Below are 19,209 nucleotides of genomic sequence, written 5' to 3'. Positions count from 1 at the left end.
CAACGAACTGGTGTTTTTATCATCTCTGAACGATCCTCCAAAAAACCAAAATACTCCTATACCCCACACAAAAAAACCTGCCATTACTCCCAGCAGAGTTCATCCAACTAAATCTTTCATTCACCTGATAAGGATTCCTTACACAAAACAGCTTAAGATTATAAAACAGATTCATTATTAAAAAAACCACTTATTATTGCAAAAAAAACGAAAAACTAGCAAAATATATAATATAATTTATTTTTCCAATAGAAAGGGAGTGAATAGTATTCGATTTATACGCCATATTGATAAAAAAGACAAAGAGTTTTGGGAAACTTGCAACCTTGTACGATACGATAAACTCGAGGAGGTAACAGAGAGATTACGTATCTTTCCCGCTCATCTCAACCAAAAAACTGCTAACGGAACAACACTCCTCTACTTCAGCCAATCGGAACAAATGACATCTTATCTCATCAATCAAGGTCTTTCCGTTCATGAAGTAGACGAATGGGGCAACACCCCACTTCATCTTGCCGCTTATGAAGGATTTACAGAAGCTGTCTCTGTCTACTTACAAAATAGAGCAGATGTTGAAGCAAAAAATCGCTGGGGTCAAAAACCGCATCAATTAGCATCAACACCTGCTACTTGTGACCTATTTTATAAGAACAGACAAGTTGCAAGAAAGTATTTAGAGGAAGAACTAGAGAATATCTCCTTATATGATGCTTGCAAACAGGGAAAAGAAGCCGCAGTACGATATATGCTTTCATCTGGGGTCGATCCAAATCTGCTCAATCACGAAGATTTCCAAGTGGACTACTGGGAGCAAACTCCGTTGTATCATGCTATTTATATTGGATATCATCGAATTGTTGATCTGCTGTTACAACGTGGAGCCAATCCTAATGTACATAGTGGAGTTTCGTTGTACCGTTCTGCATACAATGTAGCAACCATTCAAGCACTTCACAAATACGGAGCAAAAGCTACTGAAGACCAATTGGATCAAGCTTGCTGGGAAGCTGTAGTAAACATAGGGAATAGTACTATGCTGAAAGAACTAATATCCTATGGAGCTCCATTGAATAAAGACTATATTATTCACGATGCGATCAGAAGAGTGGATCAAACGACAGATGAATATCCGAAGATCATAAAAATTTTAGTTGAAAAACGACCTGAGTTTTTGGACTCCATCAGCAGAATAGATGAAACTCCCCTGCTGAAGGCAATAGATTTGGATAATCAGTTAATAGTAGAGTGTTTGGTAACATTAGGAGCTGACATCAATAAATCAAATAAAAAAAACATAACCCCTGCTCTACATGCTAGTACTCGTAGAAATGTTCAAATGACGAAGTGGTTAATCGAACACGGTGCAGATCTAACATCCAAAAATGATGTAGGTCTTTCTCCATACACGTGGGCGGTATTTCATGAGATGCCAAAAACATTAGACACCATGGAAACTGCATTAAAAGAAACAGGAACTCCTATTCCAAGTGTTTCACTTCCTCCTAAAACAGGAAATTTCGAAAAAAATACCCATCATGACACCCACTTTTTCTATGATACCGACACTTGGGATTTAAGATATACTTGGACACAAGATAGATTCTTAAAATTTGCTTATCAACTTGGATTTCAACATCGATTTATGGCCAAACATACTGTTCCTTCAGAACAGATCAAATATTTTTCCTTCGATGAAAAGCTTACATTAGAGAAAATAAGCCATGAGGAAGATCAAGATATAACCCAGTACCTTGCTTTCCATCCTGAGTATCCAGATGCATGGTTCACTTGTGTTGAATGGTGGGTGGAAGACCCCAATTTAGAAGATGAAATAAAATATACACAAGTTCACTTCCGTTGTCCGAATGAACTCCTTGAAAAAATCAATAATCTTGTTCAAGAAGAAAAACTCACCTCTTTTTCTCTTGGCAATTCAGAAAATGAGTATCTTGTTGAGCAGTTATTCACATATAGTAAATCACTTTTGCAGACTGGGCTAGATGCATTGTGGCAAAAACCTTTTTATGCAACAAAAACCGAATAACTTCTCCGGTTCACTGGTAATAGCAGTGAAAAATAGACCACTCTTCACAAACATTCTAAACAAAATCACAAAATAAAAAAGAACACACCCTGAAAAAACGATGTGTTCTTTTATCTATCAACTATTAGAAGAAAAATATTACTAATCGAAAAAACGGACATCAATATCTATGCCTTTTTTTGATGTCCATCTTTTCAATCAGAATATTATACCAGGAAAGGTTTACATATTTTCGAGTTGTTTTTCCAACCACTGTAATACACGCTTTTTTACTTCATCACGATTTAGTTCAAACAGCATTTCATGTCTTCCCTCTTGATAGAAAACGTATTCCATATTATTTATACCATGTTTCTTGTATTGCCGAATAACGGATAAAACTCCTTTTGTATTATTTCCAACAGGATCTTTGTCTCCGCTAAAAATAAAAAATGGTAAATCCTTCTCTATCTTTCTTATTTCCTGTTCCTTATGAATTTCTTCGAGACCCGACAACAAATCATAATAAAACCCTGTTGTTGGAATAAAACCGCAATATGGATCATCTATAAATTTTTGAACTTCTTTTATATCTTTCGATAACCAATCAAAGTCTGTTTTAGCATCCTTAAAATGTTTATTATAACTTCCAAATATCATTTTATTCATAAAAGAACTTTTTGTTCGTTTTCCCAATGTACGTATTTGGTATTTTGCTATCATTTTTCCCACTTGTCCAAAAAGAGGCTTTCCGGCAGTACCAGAAATGATAACTCCTTTAATCTTACCGTGAAATAACTGAACAAAACGACGAACTAAGAAAGACCCCATGCTATGTCCCATCAAAAATACTGGAGTTTCAGGGTACTGTTGATGAATGAAATCATTGATTTCCTTTATATCTTTGACCACCCGCTCGAAACCATTCTCATCTGTAAAAAAACCGAATAGCTCACTCTTTTCACCTGTCCTACCATGCCCTCGATGATCATTTCCATATACAAATATTCCATGTGATACTAGAAAATTAGCAAATCCATGGTATCTTCGAATGTGCTCAGCCATGCCATGTGATAATTGTAAGATCCCTTTTGGTTCTACATCTTGGTTATACCATTTATGAACATACACTTCTTGTCCATCAGACATTTTTAACCAAAACTCTTTTTCCAAGTAAATCCACTCCTATTAAAGAGTCTAAGTAGTTGGTGATATTTCATATACATTATTATTATATATATCTTCGCAACAAACTCTCTGATGCACTTACCATATGTCTGTCATATGGTAAACGTATTTCCCCAAGAAATAAATGGATGATCATTTCCAACTACAATAAAAAAATTCAAATTTCAATCATTGTCATTATTGTTCCTCTCTTTTTATCGCCCACTCCACACAAATATATTTTCATTTAAATACGATATTATTGCCTTTTTCAATTAATCATGATATAACAAACACAGCGAAATATAGAATTATAATAAAACAACCAAAAAATCAAAAAACAAAAAAGAGGGGGTGAGAAACAGAATACACCTATTACGTAAAGTAGAACAGGAAACGTTAAGACATCTCTAATCGTCGACCTTCGAACTATCCAACAGCACTCATTTTAAATGGAGACTGTGAGTAAAATGATTACTTTAAGACAAAAGAAATAACATTTCGACTTTAGGAATTCTCTATTTTTTTGACACCAAAAGAAAGCGCTTTCATTATCTTTTGTCTAGGTGCACCAAATTTTTCTAAGTTACGAAGGATTAAGCATGCATCTATCATCTTTTAGCACAGTTACAAGAAATAGTACGTTTAAAAATAACAGAGATATTTTTATGAGAAGAGGGATTGGATGAAACTGGGTAAATTCGGTATGACTGCAGTTATTACTACCCTTGTCTTAAGCAATTTTTGTTTTTCGTTAACAGAGGTTTCAAATGTACAAGCAGCACCGGTTAAAGATAAAGCTTCTCAGTATGTAGACTGGGGCGGGATAAATCAAGAAGCACTGATCCAATATCTGCATAAAACAGGTAAAATCAAACAAAACGCCACGGCAGCTGAAGTAGAAAAAGCAGTAAAAGATTACGCTACTCGTGGGCAAAATCCCTATCCAAATACAGATGGAATCAATACCTCTAGCAGTTTTGGTAAGAAAGTACTCACCCAGCGAACAAAAATTTTACAAAAAACCGCCAAAAAAGTTCATTCTTTTAAGGGTAAAGAAACGAATAGTATAAAAAAACATACAGACAGAGCTGTAGTAGCTTTAATCCAATTTCCAGATGCAGCACATAACCAGATTCCTTATCAAGGAGACAGTAGTTTTTGGAGTAAAGACTTTAACCAAACACACTATGAACAATTACTTTTTGGTAAAACTGGATTTTTAATGGACAATGGAAAAAAACTAATCACTGCTAATCAATATTATCAGCAACAATCAGTAGGATTTTGGTCCCTTGCAGGTACGGTTACGCCTTGGATAAATGCACAAAACAATGCTGCCTACTACGGAGGACATTTTACCACCCCTGACTATACCCTTAATGATGCCAAACCAGCAGAACTGGTTAAAGAAACACTAAACCAAGTAGGCAAACAAATAGCAGGTCAAGAAGCGATTTATGATCAACGAGATCCATATGACTTGGACAACGATGGGAATGTAATGGAGTCTGATGGATTGCTCGATAGCCTATTTATCGTTCATTCAGGTAAAGGGGAAGAAGCAGGAGGAGGAGATAATGCGATCTGGTCTCACCGTTCTGTTATTGGCCCAGAGCCAGTTGCGATCCCAGGAACGAAATTAAAAGCATTTGACTATATCATTCAACCTGAAGATGGAGCAACAGGTGTCTTTGTTCATGAATATGGACATAATCTAGGTTTACCCGATGAATACGATACAGGGTATACAGGAACAGGTTCACCAGTAGAAGCATGGTCCCTTATGTCTTACGGAAGCTGGACAGGGACGATCCCTGGTACAGAACCCACTGGTTTCAGCCCTTGGGCTAAGCTCTTTTTCTCAGAGTTGTATGGTGGTACATGGCCTGTGCCAACAGTAGTAGATCAAGCTAGTCTTACTACTTCACGCCAAATTGCACTGAAAGAAGCCGTTGCCAATACAAGTAAAGACAAGATTATAAAAGTAAATCTTCCAAATCGAATCGTTCAACCGCCGCTTCAACCTTTAGGAAAAAAATCGTACTACTCGACCAAAGGCAATATGTTAAATACAAAGCTCACATCTCCAGAAATAGATCTTACCAATGTGCAACAAGCTGAGCTTTCTTTTGATACTTGGTACAGTATCGAAGCAGGTTATGACTTTGCCTATGTTCAAATCTATGTAGATGGCGCGAGTAAACCAGAACAAATACTATCATTAACTGGTTCAAACAAAGAGTGGGTAAACAAAAAACTAGACTTGTCCAAATACGCTGGTCATAAAATCAAGGTTGAGTTTAACTACGTTACCGATATCGGTCTTGCAGAAGAAGGATTCTATGTGGATAACATTCAGGTAAATGCAGACGGCAAAACCGTTCTCCATGACGATGTGGAAACTACTGGCCTTTTTGCCTTAAATGAATTTCAACTTTTTGATGGATCTGCACAGGATTATCCTAGTTACTACTTAGTAGAATGGCGCACACATAATGGAGTGGACAACGGTCTTGCTCACCTACGCCGTAACAATAGTATCATGAGTTACGATGCTGGGATGCTCGTTTGGTATTATGATGGACGATATGGAGAAGACAATATGACTGGACTCCATCCTGGTGAAGGCTTTTTAGGAGTCGTCGACGCGCACCAACAAGGGCATTTCTGGAGTGATGGTAAAGTTGGAACCACTCGTTATCAGCTAAATGATGCCGCATTTAACATCGAAGCTACCTCACCAATGGACGTTGTTTATCCGAATATGACAATGAAGTACGACTCTCAACCAGGAATTTCCGCCTTTGATGATAATAGCGATTACAGTAGTCCTTTTAATCCAGCTGGTGGAAAACTGTTGCCTAAAGTGGGATTGAAAATGAAGATAACCAAAGTAAGTGAGGATAAAACAAAGGTTTGGATTCAATTATCTAAATGATCCTCCTTATTTTATCTTATTGATAAAAGGGTTCTAGAATAAATCGAATTAGAACAGAGCAAGGGAACTCTAAGATGGGTTCTCTTGTTTATATTCAATCTTTCGGACACGTTCAGGAATGCATACACTTGTCTTTGTTCTTATCCTTTTTTATTTCGTGAAATTTTTACGTTTACACTACATTAGTCTGAAATTTAATTAAATACGTTCACTTTCGTATACACAACTAAAAAACCCTACCTAAATCTGTTCTGTGGTAGGGTTCAATGTAATTATATTTTTAGCTCACCTAAACGAACTAATTCCACGACTGCTTGGGAACGACCTTTTACTGCCAACTTTTGCATCACATTTGCTATGCATACCAATAGAGAAATAAAAGACATTCTTAGCAAGCTATTCCACATTAAACGTATAGTATATATCCATCTTACCCTGCGGATGTACCACTACTTTTTCAATCAGCGTTTTAAACGCATGATGTAAGTTTTGACTGTCGTTGCTCAACAATTCAAATGCCTGTTTTATGCTCTCAATTTTCTCCGTTGCATAATCCTGTTTAGACAAATCAATTTGTTCATTTTCCGAATTTTTAATTTTTCAATCTTTAACGTTAAAGCAGAGTTAACCCTTAATTGAATTAACGCAATTAGTCTGCAAAACATCTGTAAACTAAATTACTTTCTTCTTTGCTTGCAACAGTTCATCTATTCCAAAAAAAATAAGTGAAATAACAATACAAATTGGATTGGCAAAATTTGCTTCTCCTATTACTAAATTGCCCAACATTCCTAAAATAATATACAATACCAGTTTATATAATCGTGCAAAACGCAAAGATAGATTATCTATTAGGAAATCTATCAACAATGAAGTTATAACACCATATGTAAAAATTACGATAGAAGCCCAAAAAGCAAAGAAAATAAAGAAAAATTTTCTATCATCATCAAAATCCACAAATAACCTTCCATTATCAACATTCGGAAGCAGCATTGGAACAGAATACAGTCCTACGACCACGATCAAACATAAGAAAGCAGTAAGAAATTTCCTTGGTAATGATTGGACTAATTTAGTAAAACCAACTTTTCTGGAACTCAAATGAGATCCTCCTCCACTCACGTCTGTATATAGATCAATAGCAAAATAAATCTGAACCACAAATAATTTGTTTGTTACATCAAACTTTACCGAATAATCTATTAAAGGTAAAATTGTTTTAAAACCCTGTTTAAATACTGATTATTAATAATGGAGTGAAAGTTTAAGATGACTTTACCATTTAATTGTAAAAGATTTTGGTTAAAAAGAGGTAGTAAAGTAAATGACTTTTTATCTGATCCTGAATCTAAAAACAGTTTTTTTTATAGTGATGAAACTATCACTTTGGAAGCAGATTTAGATACACCAATAATTATATTACTTGGAGAACCTGGGATAGGAAAATCTCATTCCTTAGATTTGGAATTCAAAAAGCTAGAAGAGAAAAAAAACAGTAAACACACAGTAATGTTTAAGGATTTGCGTCAATATGGTAGTGAAGATCGTTTAATCAAAGATTTATTTAATAATAAAGAAATGGAACAATGGATAAATGGAGATTATAACTTATATATTTTTCTAGACAGTTTCGATGAATGTTTGCTAAGAATAGACCAACTATCATCGATTATTAGTGAAAATATAAAGAATCTTCCAGCAGATCGGTTATATCTTCGTATTGCTTGTCGGACTGCAGGTTGGCCAAGTTTTTTAGAAAATGAACTTAAAAAACATTGGGGAGACAACTCAATTAATTGTTTAGAATTAGCCCCTCTTAGAGAAAAAGATGTAATAAATGTCCTTAATTTTGATGGAATTGACAGTGATAAATTTTTAAAAGATCTAGATTTATTAAATGCTACTCCCCTAGCAACTATACCGCTAACTCTCCACCTACTAATAAATGAATATAAACAGTCTGGTACATTTCCCAATAAACAAAGTAATTTATACTTAGATGGTTGTATCCAGCTTTGCGAAGAACATAATGAATCTCGTACTACTTCTAGACAAGCAGGTAATCTTAGTGCCAGACAAAGACTACTTGTTGCATCACGTATAGCCACATTAACAATGTTGTCAAATCGCTATTCCATTTGGTTAGGGAAAGAATTCGAATCTACAGAAGAGGATCTAAAGATTTCAGAAATCATTAATAATGGATGGGAAGAATTTTTAGAAACAAAGGTTGAAGTTAATGATGATTCAATTAAAGAAACTTTAGGTACTGGACTATTTTCTTCACGCGGTTTGAATCGTTTAGGTTGGGCACATCAATCGTATGCTGAATTTCTTACAGCTCTTTATCTAAAGAATAGTATTCTCTCGAATAAACAAATACTTAATTTCCTAATTGATCCGTATGATCCAAAAGAAAAAATAGCTCCTCAATTAAGAGAAGTTGCTTCTCGGTTAATTACTCTAGATCCTATCGACCCTTCATTAATAAAAGATATAACCAAAAGAGATCCTGAAGTTGTTCTTAGATCAGACATCGGTAGCTATAATTCTAAAGCCAAACAAGAACTAGTTTCTATTCTTCTTGACTTATATGATCAACAAAAAATTCTCGATGATGAAATTGATCTAGATAAGCATTATAGTAAATTAAATCATCCAAACCTATATGCACAAATAGTCCCTTACATTTCTAATAAAGATAAAAATGTATTTGTACGAAGAGCTTCCATACGTATTGCCAAAGCATGTAATTTAGTCAACACTGTAGAACTATTGACAAATATTTCTCTAGATAAATCTGAAGAGTACCAAATTAGAATTCATGCTGCAATCACAGTAATGCACATAGGGGATGCACAGAATAAACTTAAACTTAAGTCTTTAATTGACTGTGAAAATGATATTGATGATGAGTTAAAAGGGATAGCCCTTAAAGGATTATGGCCTAATCTCATTTCAACAGAGGAACTTTTCAATGTATTAACCCCACCAAAAAATGATAATTTATTTGGAGTTTATAAATCTCTTTTTTATTTTGATGATATATCAGGACAATTATCTGAATCAGATTTATTCATTGCTCTTCAATGGATAAAAAATAGTAGTAGTGGATTTAAAAAATATACTCAGGGAGAATTTATTAAAAAAATTTTTAAAAGAGCTTGGGAATTTCTCTTCAATGCTAATATTTTAGATGAATTATCACATATCGTTTTTTCGAGATTGGTTAATCATGAAGACAAATACCTAGACCAAGAATTGTTACTATCTGATGATAAAAAACGTTATTTGCTAATTGATAAGTTTGCTCAATTACTCAAACAAGATATCAGTAAATCTTACTATGTAAGAAATTCTATAATCTTCTCACAGGACTTAGATTTTCTTATTAAAAATCTTCTATCAAGCAAAGAACTATCAATGCAAACAGTTTGGTCAGAACTAATTCTTTGGATTTTTGATAGCACTAACCGAACACATGTAGATTCTATTTTGGAAGTAGCCTTAGAGAATCAGATATTAAATGAAGTTATGTCAAATATCATTGGACCTGTTGATTTATTGTCCAAACAAGCAACAACTTCAAAGAAGCGATATTATAGAAAAATTGATGATGAAAAAAAGAACAATGAAACCGAAATTTTAGTTATCAATAATATTTCATCACATTTATATAAAATGGAACAAGGGGATTTAGATAGTTGGTGGCATCTTAATTGTGATTTATCTTTCACAAATGGCTATAATGAATTTGAGTCAGATCTTACAAAGTATCGATTATGGATTAAACTTACCCATACAACTAAAACAAAAATCCAAGAATCTGCAAAAAAGTATATTCTAGAAAAAAAAATCGATGGATTTTCTTGGATAAAACCTAATACCATTTCTCGTCCTGAATATGCTGGTTTTAGAGCATTCCAATTAATGCTTAAAGTTAATCCCGAATTTGTGAAAAGTCTTTCTACTGATATCTGGAAAAACTGGGCGTCTGTTTTCATAGCTTACCCTGTCTCAAGTGAAAATGAAGACATACAACAAAATTTAATAGAACTTGCTTATAGGAATGCACCAAAAGAATTATCTGAAACAATGAAAGTCCTGATTGAACACGAAAATAACTCAGGTCATTTGTTTATTTTGCAAAAACTGAGTACAATTTGGAATCAAAGCTTATCAGACATTCTACTTAGCCTTATTACGACAAATAAATTGTCTCTTAAAAATACAGGTGAGGCACTATCTTTTCTCATAGGAAAGAATTATGGTAAAGCCATAGATTTAGCAGAATCTCTAATCGCATCTAAACCAGATTCAAAAGTTTCAATTTTAATAGCTAGTAAGTTATTGCTTTTTTCAACTAAAACTCATTGGGATACAATATGGCCATTAGTAATTAAAGAAAATGATATCGCAAAAAAAGTTATCGAAAATATTGCTACTGATCACAACAAGGATCTCTTTCTCTCTAAGTTTACTGAGGAACAGTTATCAACTTTGTTTATTTTCCTAGAAGATATGTATCCAAGTAAAGATGATACTAAACTTAATGGCTTTTACACTCTTAGAAATCATATTACAGATCTTAAAAGAGATCTTATTAATAAGCTCAGGTATAGAGGAACACAAAAATCACTATTTGAGCTAAAAAAAATCATAGATCAATTTCCTAAAACTGATTATTTTAAATGGATTTTGCTAGATGCAGAAAAAATTACTAGCTTTCATTGTTGGCATCCTCATAAACCTTCTGACATAATTAATGTGATTAAACAGTCCAACCTACGTTTAGTGGAAAACGGTAATCAACTTCTTGATGTTATATTAGAATGTTTACAGGAATTAGAAAATGATCTTCAAAGTGAAACACCTCAAGCTCGTTTTTTATGGGACAAATGCAAAAATACTTCTGGAAATACTACATACAAACCTGTAGATGAAAATGAGCTATCTGATTATATAAAGCATTACCTTGATAAAACCCTAAAAATGAGGGGAATAATAGTAAATCGTGAAGTAGAAATTCGAAAAGGATATGGAAATAAAAAAGGTGAGCGAACAGACATTCAAGTAGATGCCGTTATTAAAAACAACAAAAATACCAATTATGATGTTATAACAGTAATAATCGAAGTTAAAGGTTGCTGGCATCAAGAAATAAGAACTGCAATGGAAACCCAATTAGTTAATCGTTATCTTCTTGAAAATGAATGTAGGAATGGTTTATATCTTGTTGGATGGTTTAATTGTGATCATTGGGATAAAGCAGATAGTAGGTATTCCAAACGCCTTAAATGTAGCTTAAAAGAATCTAAGGAATACTTTGATCATCAGGCAAAAAATTTATCGAAAAGTCCTTTAAACATTAAACCCTTCATTTTAAATGCTTCACTATGATAAAACAAGTATTTAATTTTTGTCAGCCCCTAATGCCGCTCAAGAAAAAAAGTTAAGCAAAATACTACTAATAAAAAGCTGGTTGATGGAATAGTATTTATCATCAAACAGCTTTTTATCAGTTTAACATATTTATTTACAGCATACGTTTCAATCGAAATCATCTATTCATAAAAAAAATTACATTGCTCTCTCAAATGAATAACTAACATCAATTGTCTCATCAGGATTATAAATACCTCTTCTGATAACACTTTAAAAACGACTGATACAAGTCTTGAACGCTTGTTGTATTGTCCTAATCTATTGATCTGTGTATCCTTATTAAGAAGGCATAGATAAGAAAGTATCTTTGAATATTAGCCAAATATCAAGAAAAACAAGAACTAAGGGCATCAAACAAAGAGATCGGAAAAATTTTCTCACGAAATTTCTGTTCTGACCAAGGCAAATTTTTTGCATCTTTTTTTATCATATAACTATAAAATTCACTATGCACACCATTAGAAAAATAACCTCAACAAGCCACTAAGTAAGGCAGCAAATATTATCTTAACTCAGTGGATTTTAAAAGAGTAATCCATTAACCCCATTTGCAACCTAAATTCTTTTTAATCAAATTTTTAAATTTATAACTCAACTAGGAGATACTGGTTGGGAAAAACATGAATATCACGAGGAATACTGGTCATAAAAGCAGTGTTGTCATGCGAATATTATAGAAGAAGTTCATGTGAAAATGAAAAACTCAACAAAGACTTCACCTGATGTTGCTTAATCCTAATCTAATACCCAGTAAGGAATGTCAAAATTGGACGTATTAGAGTTATGATTTGATTTCTTAGAGTTGCAACTTTTACACAGTATCTGCATATTCGAAGGATCATTGGTCCCAAAGTTAGCTAAGGGAACAATATGATCAATAGCTATGTCTCTAATGGGATGTAAAATACTAGTTAAATCCGTTTTACATAATGCACATCTGCCCTTATCTCTATGAAACAAAGCATTTTTTAACCAGCTAGGAAAGTATTTACGTTTAATTCTCTTTTCCTTTGTAAAAGCATCGGGATATTCTTTAATCAGAACATCGATATTTTTTTTGATATCATTGGCTACAAGTGTGTGAAAATCACGGAGAAAAGATCTGTTTTGGAAAAGATAGTGAAAAGCTTGATGTGATACTGCTCTTTTGGCTTGTTCTAATTCTAGACAAAGGTGATTCCATACATCGTTTATTTTTGTACAGATCATACAGTCACAATCATCTATATACGGCAGATCACTGGTTTCATTAAAATAAGTTAATGTTATATCCTCTTTTGTAACTTCGCAAATCAACTCTTCACCTGTAAACTTTTCTATACCTTTTATTCCAGCATCCGTAAGGATATTAATCAATTGATTAATATAGAAAGCACTTCCGACATGTTCTAAACATTCTTCTAATGCGCCGTTAAGTATATCTAGTAAAATAGCATGTAAGACAGTCCATTTATGAGGTTTAGCTGTAACTGAAATTAATCCGCCCTCAACGCTGAATGGGAATTCTTCTTTTTTGGGTACTTCATCATCATAAAATTGTGATAATAGCCAATTCGCAAGAAACAAAGCTGAAGTATTGTTTAAATGGATAAATTGTTCCTTCAATTTCTTTATTCCTTTCTAAAATACATGAGTAATAATAGCTTTCTTTCCATTCCTAAATCAAGTGTATATCTACATTGATTTCTAACGGATCGTTTAAATCCATGTATTGAATACTCAATCCCCTCCAAACAAGCTGGTATTACTATAGATTTTATATCATTGATTTTTAGTAAGCTATTTGAGATTAATAAAACAACTCCCATTGTATTGTGGGTATAATTGAGAAATTATTCTATTTTCATAGCTAATCAAGCGAATGAAGTATCAATAAATAGATCTTCCTCATTTACTATCCATCCTTGAATTTCCCAGTATTCATCATATTTCCTTTTTCAATAAATCAATATAGATTCAATAGTATAACGCAATTATTCGATATACAAGAATACTCAGTAATAACCTTTGGTAACATCTTTGTTGTATATAATAAAAATATAGCATTACAGGATACTTACACTTCTATTTTTTTGGGTAAACTGATCTCTAATACTCTAATAACTCCTGCTAGAAACAGAGGTTAAAGGTATGAAAAAAAGCCCCTATAAACAGGACTTCTAATTGTAACAGTTATGCTAGTGTTACCCCACCTTCTATTCCACATTAAATGTATAGTATATATCCATTTCCCCCTGCGGATGTACCACTACTCTGTCAAGTAGCGTTCTAAACGCATGATGTAAATTTTGACCATCATTGCTCAAGGCATCAAACGCCTGTTTTATGTTCTCGATTTTCTCCGTTGCATAATCCTGTTTGGACAAATCAATTTGTTCATTTTCTAAATTTTTAATTTTCCAATCTAATTCATCACGTTTTTGTTTAAATTCTTCTTTGGTGATAATTTGCTCCAAATGCAGATCAATTAATTTTGACCCTTTATTTTTGAGGTCTTCGATTTCTTTTTTTATCACAGAGAGACGATCATTTTTTTGACCTTGAAAGTTATCCTCAAACGAAAATTGGAGCATGTAGCTTTTTTCTAATAATTGTTTAATCAAAAATGATTTTACATCCTCATATAACATTGGGCTATGATTTATACAACCAGCTTCACCCATTCGACGATACTTGCTACATTTCATGTAACGATAATCTTTTTTTGTTCCATTTGCAAGCAATCTCCATGACAACATAGGCACTATACTCGATCCGCATTCGCTACACTTTAAAATCCCTCGAAGATCATTCCAAGCTGATATTTTCTTTTTCGTCTTGGTAAGATTGGAATTCGCTTTTTCCCACCATTCACGGCTAACAATTGGTTCATGATGTTCTTTAAAAATAATCCATCGACTTTCCGGATTTTGAATTTGTTTCTTTTTCCCTTCAACTTTCATTGTGGTATATCTGTTAAGCACAAAATCCCCACAGTATAAACGATTTCGAATGATTGTTTGTACAGAAGTTACTTGCCATTTCTGTATTTCTTTCGGTTTCAAGTTAAGCTCATTTAATTTACGAGTGATCGTTTTAAATCCTAATCCTTCATTTACATACCAGTCAAAAATCATCGTCACAACTTCAGCCTCGTCTTGCTTAATTTGCAGTTTTCCATTTTCACGACTATAACCAAAGGGTATCTTTCCAATGTGTTCACCACGTCTAACCTTAGCAGCAAGTGCAGCTGATACACTTCCTGACAGCATTCTGCTATAGTGATCTGCAAACATGGATGCCATTTCAAAGCTCATATCGTTTTTCCCTGCAACGTCTGAATCATAACCTTCTTCAATTGAGATAATTCGAACATTTCGAGATAAAAAGATTTCTCGTATTTCCAACGCATCCTTCAAATCCCTAGCCAGCCTGCTGATCGACTTGAACAACACCATATTGATTTCTTTTTTCTTTGCTTTCTCCAATAGCAATTGAATCGCTGGTCGATCTTTGAGAATGGTCCCACTGATTCCTTCATCTTTATATACGCTGTTCCCGTTCCAAGAGTATCCATGTCTTTCTAGCCAATTACGACATATGTCAATTTGATTTTCAACAGAGGATACTTGTTCATCTCGATCAGTAGAAACACGAACATAACATGCATATTTTTCGTTCATTGTTCTATGCTCCCTTTACTCACTGCTTATTCCAGATATTTTTTCTTTGCTTTAATATATGGACAATATAATTGCTTAGTTTTCTATATGATTCATTTGCTTCTTTTTCTAAGCTTGCTCGCAATTTTTCTGGTATGTCAACTTGAACTCTCACTTTTTCGATCCTATCTGCTTTTTTGGGAGTAATATTTCCTCTTCTTGAGTTATAACCAAAATTACTGTTTAAGGCATTGAATTTTTCGATCCAATGAGCTTCCTTTTTCACCAAATCTGGCAATGATTTTGCAGTATCTAATGTTTCCCATTGAATGAGTCCCACCCGTATTTTCTAAGAGCTAAAGCAAATGGTGTTTTTTCTCCTTTTTTCATAGAAGCTTTATGAGTGTACTTTCGGTACTGGAGACTCAATTGTGTTAGCCCAATATAAACCATTCCGTTTACTTTGTTTGTTGATTTGTAGACAATCATTCTTCTTTCTTCTCGTTTTTTTCTTTTCTTACTCCGTATTTGATTAACACCAAACGCATACCTTCTTCAATTAAATCATTTGTATAGGTTCTTTCCTTTTGAATAGCAGCCAATGCCTTCACTTCTTTATATAAATCCTCATCCAATAATATATTTTTGTTTTTTCGAGCCATTTAAATCTCCCCAATGTTTTTGAATTAACTATAGCATATGCTTGATATCTATTACATCTATGATATATTATATATAATATATATCTATGGTCAAATAAACAGGAGGTACACAACATGAAAAAACGAACAGCATTAGACATCATTGTCCTAGGGATTGTAGTGGTGATTGCGTTAATCGTTGTTTCCTTATCCTTTCAGAACACAACGAAACTATCAGGAACATTAGGTCTTAACCCATATTTAACAGCAGGATTAGTTGAAATACTCTTTGCATCCTTGTTATTCATTCGAGGAAAACAAAGAGCTTTACAAAGAAATGTCCCAATATTCTTAGAACTGGGATATTTCATAAGTTTAGGATTTGTAACAGCAGTAAATATGTATGGGCTAGCACAAACAAATGCCTTAATCGGTTCTATTGTCGGTTTGACTATATCCGGCGCGATGTGGCTCATGGAAAATACATTAGTATGGCTTTGGACAAGAAGCCACGAACCCCATGTAAAAAGCATTAGAGAGCGCATGTTAGCCGCAAAAAAAGTCATTCAAGAGGAAAAGGTTATACAGAAAATTGAGTGGATGAAATGGGAAGCAAGAAAGCCGGATTTACGACTGATAAAAGTAGCTCGAAGAGAAGAAGAACAGCGAAAGAAAATAATCGGAGAAGGATTACCGGAGTACTTCCGACAAGAACCAGAACCACTACAAGAGATAGTTATCACTCCAGTAATAGAAGATAACCAGTCAGGGCCACAAGAAACTCACGTTATACCGTTCAAACGTCAAATTGGATTTTATCAAGAAGAGAAACAACAAGATCATCTATTTCAAGCAAACACAGAAGCAAGAATCAAAGCGATCCAGACTGCGAAAGAATTGACCGATGAGCTAGGAAGATTTCCAACATATAAAGAGATGAAAAATAAAGGGATAACAACGCATTATTCACGTATTGCATTTAGAGAGATAAAAAACGGATAAACCCGTATTCGAGACGATGTGAGACGATACATATGAGCATGTCGATATTATTAATATTGACCTATTAGTTTCACGAAACCCCAATGATATCAGTGATGTAGACGACGAAGATAAATGAACGGCGGGAAATCCCGCTTTTTATTTATTTTCTGAAATCTATCATCCAAAGTTATTCGAACAATATTAAATTGTAATGTTATAATAATTCATAATATAAATAGGAGGTTTTATATTTGAAAGAGTTTGTTTATTTAGATACTTCTTTCCTTCATTCATTTCTCGCACAAACCAATATGGGGTTACCTGTTTCTAGTGATGTTGAAGCACAAGAAACAACAACAAGGATTTCTCAAAATGAGAAAAAAAGAGAAGTTAATGCTGATATAGGGGGAGAAATGGGAGCCGGTGTCCCTAGCATGGTAGCTCAAATGATTGGTTTAAAAGGTGATGTTAAAGTTAAAGGCAATTTGGGGTACAAAGGAAACGATTCAAGACTTCAAAATTTAAGTTTCAGCGAAGCTGGAAAGGAAATTATTTCTAAGCAACTTCATGATAATGCGTTGATTGACTTCGAAAATTACCTTCGAGAAACAGAATTGATCGACTTTCCTTTGGAAACAGGAAGTAAAAACTTATCAGTTGGTCGTTATGTGAAAATAGATTCTACATTCAAAGTCATTGACCTAGACTATATTTCAAACATGATAAGCGAAGATTTAATCAACATTATGTTCTTAGATGAAGAAGAGCAGTTGAATATTTTAAAAGCTAACGTCAATAAGAATCAATTTAACATGGCATCCCAATCACTAAAGGAACGAAAAAAAGAAACGAAAAAAGATTTTGATAGAATCGAATTATTGATTCGCTACCTTAAGAACATTTTCCCTTCAAAGTTTTTGATTAAAATTGACAATTGCATTGCTCCGTTAAAAGAAGAATATCTAAGAGAAAACACCAAAGAGCTGAATTTCAAATACGGGATCAATCCAAAAATCACCATTTCGATGATTGGCAAAATAACTCAAAAGATATCTACACCAAATCAAAATCCTTTCAAAGTGGAAAATACCAATTTTCCGGAGGATTTCTTCGGTAATATTTCAAAAATATCAAATTCTTTGAACTCCGCTCTGCGACAAATTGGAGTAGTAAATGAAGGTGACTATACTATATCTCCAGTCGCTATTTATTTCGAATAAAACGGCTTTTTGATATAGATTCTCTAAGATCTTTATCAAAGTCATCCATTTCTTTATCTAATCTCTTTTGATCATGTTCAAAGTCTTCTATATTTCGTAATACATAATTTGAGCTTTTACTCAGTATCTTTTTAACCATTTTAGAGAGCATGTTACCATCCCCCTTTCCTCTAATAGTATAGTATTAACATCAAAAAAAGAACCCTTGAATAAATTGGACTTCAAGGGTTCTTGTGTATTTATTTTCCTCACTAAGTTTCTTCGCCGCTGTAGAAGTTTTAAGATTAGAGCAAAAAGACTACCGATCACTGATGAGTCTCTTTTTTTTCATTTAGTCTTAAATGGGCTAAAACCTAGTGTGCCCGTCCTCTGCCAAAGGATCCAAAGGTGGGGAGTTCGATTATCAGACGCTGTCTATATAGATGGCAATATTAAATCAAAATCCTTAACCTGAAGATGAGTCATTTAAGTACTTTACTAACTCGTTTATTTTTTTAACAATAACTACACTACTTCCAATCATATGCAACCCAGCTTCCGTTTCTTCAAAGCTTTCTAGATGTTCCCTCAATAGGGATTCTACTTCGAAAATTCTCTTCTGCTCGTCTAAATTAAAATTTTTGAGTATAATCTCTGTATTTGGCATTAATCTTTTTATATTGTCTACCGTTATTTTATTAGGAGTGAGACTAAAAGTAATCAATCTATCAATAATCTGCTCTAAGTCCATCACTACTTTTAATCTTATGAATTTACGGTTCTCATTGTCCTCTAAAACCTTAGTCTTATAAATAGTTGTAGACAGATCTACTCCCTGTTTCCAAAAAACTGAAATATCCGGTAACTACAATATTAATAAAAGTAAGGAAATAATTAATCCAATCCTTATATTCTGGCATCTTTATTACCTCTTTTCCAATTTATCTTTACCCCTTTCAAATTTTAATATAGTTATCACCTTATAATACAGAAAATTTCATCAGTGAGTTGGATTTAACAAAAAAGACAATTTATATATATAAAAGCCCCTCATTTCCTTTTGATGGGCTTTAAAATCGAATAATAACCAATCTATATTATCTCAATATATCTTTCAAATTTGATACCGTAAAGTTCGAATTATGCAGTATATAAAAAAACA

The 19,209-nt window shown here is 33.5% G+C and carries 13 protein-coding genes and 1 pseudogene; 5 read left to right on the top strand and 9 right to left on the bottom strand.

All coding sequences use genetic code 11. The features are described from left to right. The first annotated feature begins 259 nt into the window (after positions 1–259). Positions 260–2,047 (top strand): ankyrin repeat domain-containing protein, encoded by a 1,788-nt coding sequence (locus tag A3GQ_RS0122285; protein WP_028778883.1) that lies wholly within the window; start codon positions 260–262, stop codon positions 2,045–2,047. Positions 2,048–2,269: 222 nt separating this feature from the next. Here A3GQ_RS0122285 and A3GQ_RS0122280 read toward each other — a convergent pair whose 3' ends face one another. Then, the gene (locus A3GQ_RS0122280; protein ID WP_028778882.1) at positions 2,270–3,199 is read right to left on the bottom strand and encodes an alpha/beta hydrolase; all 930 of its coding nucleotides are present in this window, start codon (positions 3,197–3,199) and stop codon (positions 2,270–2,272) included. A 679-nt stretch (positions 3,200–3,878) separates the two neighbouring features. Here A3GQ_RS0122280 and A3GQ_RS0122275 point away from each other — a divergent pair. Beyond that, positions 3,879–6,134, top strand: coding sequence for an immune inhibitor A domain-containing protein (locus A3GQ_RS0122275; protein ID WP_028778881.1), 2,256 nt, complete (start codon positions 3,879–3,881; stop codon positions 6,132–6,134). A gap of 272 nt (positions 6,135–6,406) precedes the next feature. On the opposite strand, the pseudogene A3GQ_RS26500 reads toward A3GQ_RS0122275, so the two are convergent. Both A3GQ_RS26500 and A3GQ_RS0122265 read right to left on the bottom strand, forming a co-directional pair. Further along, positions 6,407–6,493 (bottom strand): annotated as a pseudogene (locus A3GQ_RS26500) (helix-turn-helix transcriptional regulator); the annotation flags it as partial. A gap of 313 nt (positions 6,494–6,806) precedes the next feature. Further along, positions 6,807–7,238, bottom strand: a complete 432-nt coding sequence (locus A3GQ_RS0122265) for a hypothetical protein (protein ID WP_028778880.1) — start codon at positions 7,236–7,238, stop codon at positions 6,807–6,809. A gap of 168 nt (positions 7,239–7,406) precedes the next feature. Here A3GQ_RS0122265 and A3GQ_RS0122260 point away from each other — a divergent pair, with 168 nt between their 5' ends. After that, positions 7,407–11,537, top strand: a complete 4,131-nt coding sequence (locus A3GQ_RS0122260) for an NACHT domain-containing protein (RefSeq protein WP_028778879.1) — start codon at positions 7,407–7,409, stop codon at positions 11,535–11,537. Between the two features lie 780 nt (positions 11,538–12,317). On the opposite strand, the gene A3GQ_RS25965 is transcribed toward A3GQ_RS0122260, so the two are convergent. From A3GQ_RS25965 to A3GQ_RS27805, 4 genes are all read right to left on the bottom strand, one after another. Next, a complete protein-coding gene (locus tag A3GQ_RS25965; RefSeq protein WP_051272277.1) occupies positions 12,318–13,187 on the bottom strand; it encodes an HNH endonuclease in 870 nt (289 codons plus the stop codon). Positions 13,188–13,777: 590 nt separating this feature from the next. After that, positions 13,778–15,244: a recombinase family protein gene (locus A3GQ_RS0122250; RefSeq protein ID WP_028778878.1), complete on the bottom strand. Its 1,467-nt coding sequence runs from the start codon at positions 15,242–15,244 to the stop codon at positions 13,778–13,780. Between the two features lie 19 nt (positions 15,245–15,263). Next, positions 15,264–15,563, bottom strand: coding sequence for a GIY-YIG nuclease family protein (locus A3GQ_RS0122245; RefSeq protein ID WP_028778877.1), 300 nt, complete (start codon positions 15,561–15,563; stop codon positions 15,264–15,266). Between the two features lie 145 nt (positions 15,564–15,708). Beyond that, positions 15,709–15,885 (bottom strand): hypothetical protein, encoded by a 177-nt coding sequence (locus tag A3GQ_RS27805; RefSeq protein WP_169818330.1) that lies wholly within the window; start codon positions 15,883–15,885, stop codon positions 15,709–15,711. A 114-nt stretch (positions 15,886–15,999) separates the two neighbouring features. Between A3GQ_RS27805 and A3GQ_RS0122230 the strand changes: the two genes are divergently transcribed. Together A3GQ_RS0122230 and A3GQ_RS0122225 are read left to right on the top strand one after the other, a co-directional pair. Beyond that, complete coding sequence (locus A3GQ_RS0122230; RefSeq protein ID WP_028778876.1) at positions 16,000–16,866, top strand: hypothetical protein; 867 nt, start codon at positions 16,000–16,002, stop codon at positions 16,864–16,866. Between the two features lie 233 nt (positions 16,867–17,099). Beyond that, complete coding sequence (locus A3GQ_RS0122225) at positions 17,100–18,068, top strand: DUF6414 family protein (RefSeq protein WP_028778875.1); 969 nt, start codon at positions 17,100–17,102, stop codon at positions 18,066–18,068. On the opposite strand, the gene A3GQ_RS27590 is transcribed toward A3GQ_RS0122225, so the two are convergent. Both A3GQ_RS27590 and A3GQ_RS0122215 read right to left on the bottom strand, forming a co-directional pair. Continuing rightward, positions 18,052–18,219: a hypothetical protein gene (locus tag A3GQ_RS27590; protein ID WP_156877909.1), complete on the bottom strand. Its 168-nt coding sequence runs from the start codon at positions 18,217–18,219 to the stop codon at positions 18,052–18,054. The two genes, A3GQ_RS0122225 and A3GQ_RS27590, sit on opposite strands and share 17 nt — an antisense overlap. A 294-nt stretch (positions 18,220–18,513) precedes the next feature. Next, entirely contained in the window at positions 18,514–18,801 is a 288-nt protein-coding gene (locus A3GQ_RS0122215; protein ID WP_169818329.1) for a hypothetical protein, read from the bottom strand. Positions 18,802–19,209: the final 408 nt, after the last annotated feature.

Origin of the sequence: Shimazuella kribbensis DSM 45090 (genome assembly GCF_000428065.1) — a bacterium.
GTDB lineage: Bacteria > Bacillota > Bacilli > Thermoactinomycetales > Thermoactinomycetaceae > Shimazuella > Shimazuella kribbensis.
Note: the sequence above shows the minus strand (reverse complement) of the source record. Positions and strands in the feature narration are given on the sequence as shown.

What these genes read in the sequence shown, in the direction of transcription:
- A3GQ_RS0122250 (WP_028778878.1), bottom strand. Translation starts at nt 15,244, where the DNA reads ATGAACGAAAAATATGCATGTTATGTTCGTGTTTCTACTGATCGAGAT.
- A3GQ_RS27805 (WP_169818330.1), bottom strand. Translation starts at nt 15,885, where the DNA reads ATGGCTCGAAAAAACAAAAATATATTATTGGATGAGGATTTATATAAA.
- A3GQ_RS0122260 (WP_028778879.1), top strand. Translation starts at nt 7,407, where the DNA reads ATGACTTTACCATTTAATTGTAAAAGATTTTGGTTAAAAAGAGGTAGT.
- A3GQ_RS0122230 (WP_028778876.1), top strand. Translation starts at nt 16,000, where the DNA reads ATGAAAAAACGAACAGCATTAGACATCATTGTCCTAGGGATTGTAGTG.
- A3GQ_RS0122275 (WP_028778881.1), top strand. Translation starts at nt 3,879, where the DNA reads ATGAAACTGGGTAAATTCGGTATGACTGCAGTTATTACTACCCTTGTC.
- A3GQ_RS27590 (WP_156877909.1), bottom strand. Translation starts at nt 18,219, where the DNA reads ATGCTCTCTAAAATGGTTAAAAAGATACTGAGTAAAAGCTCAAATTAT.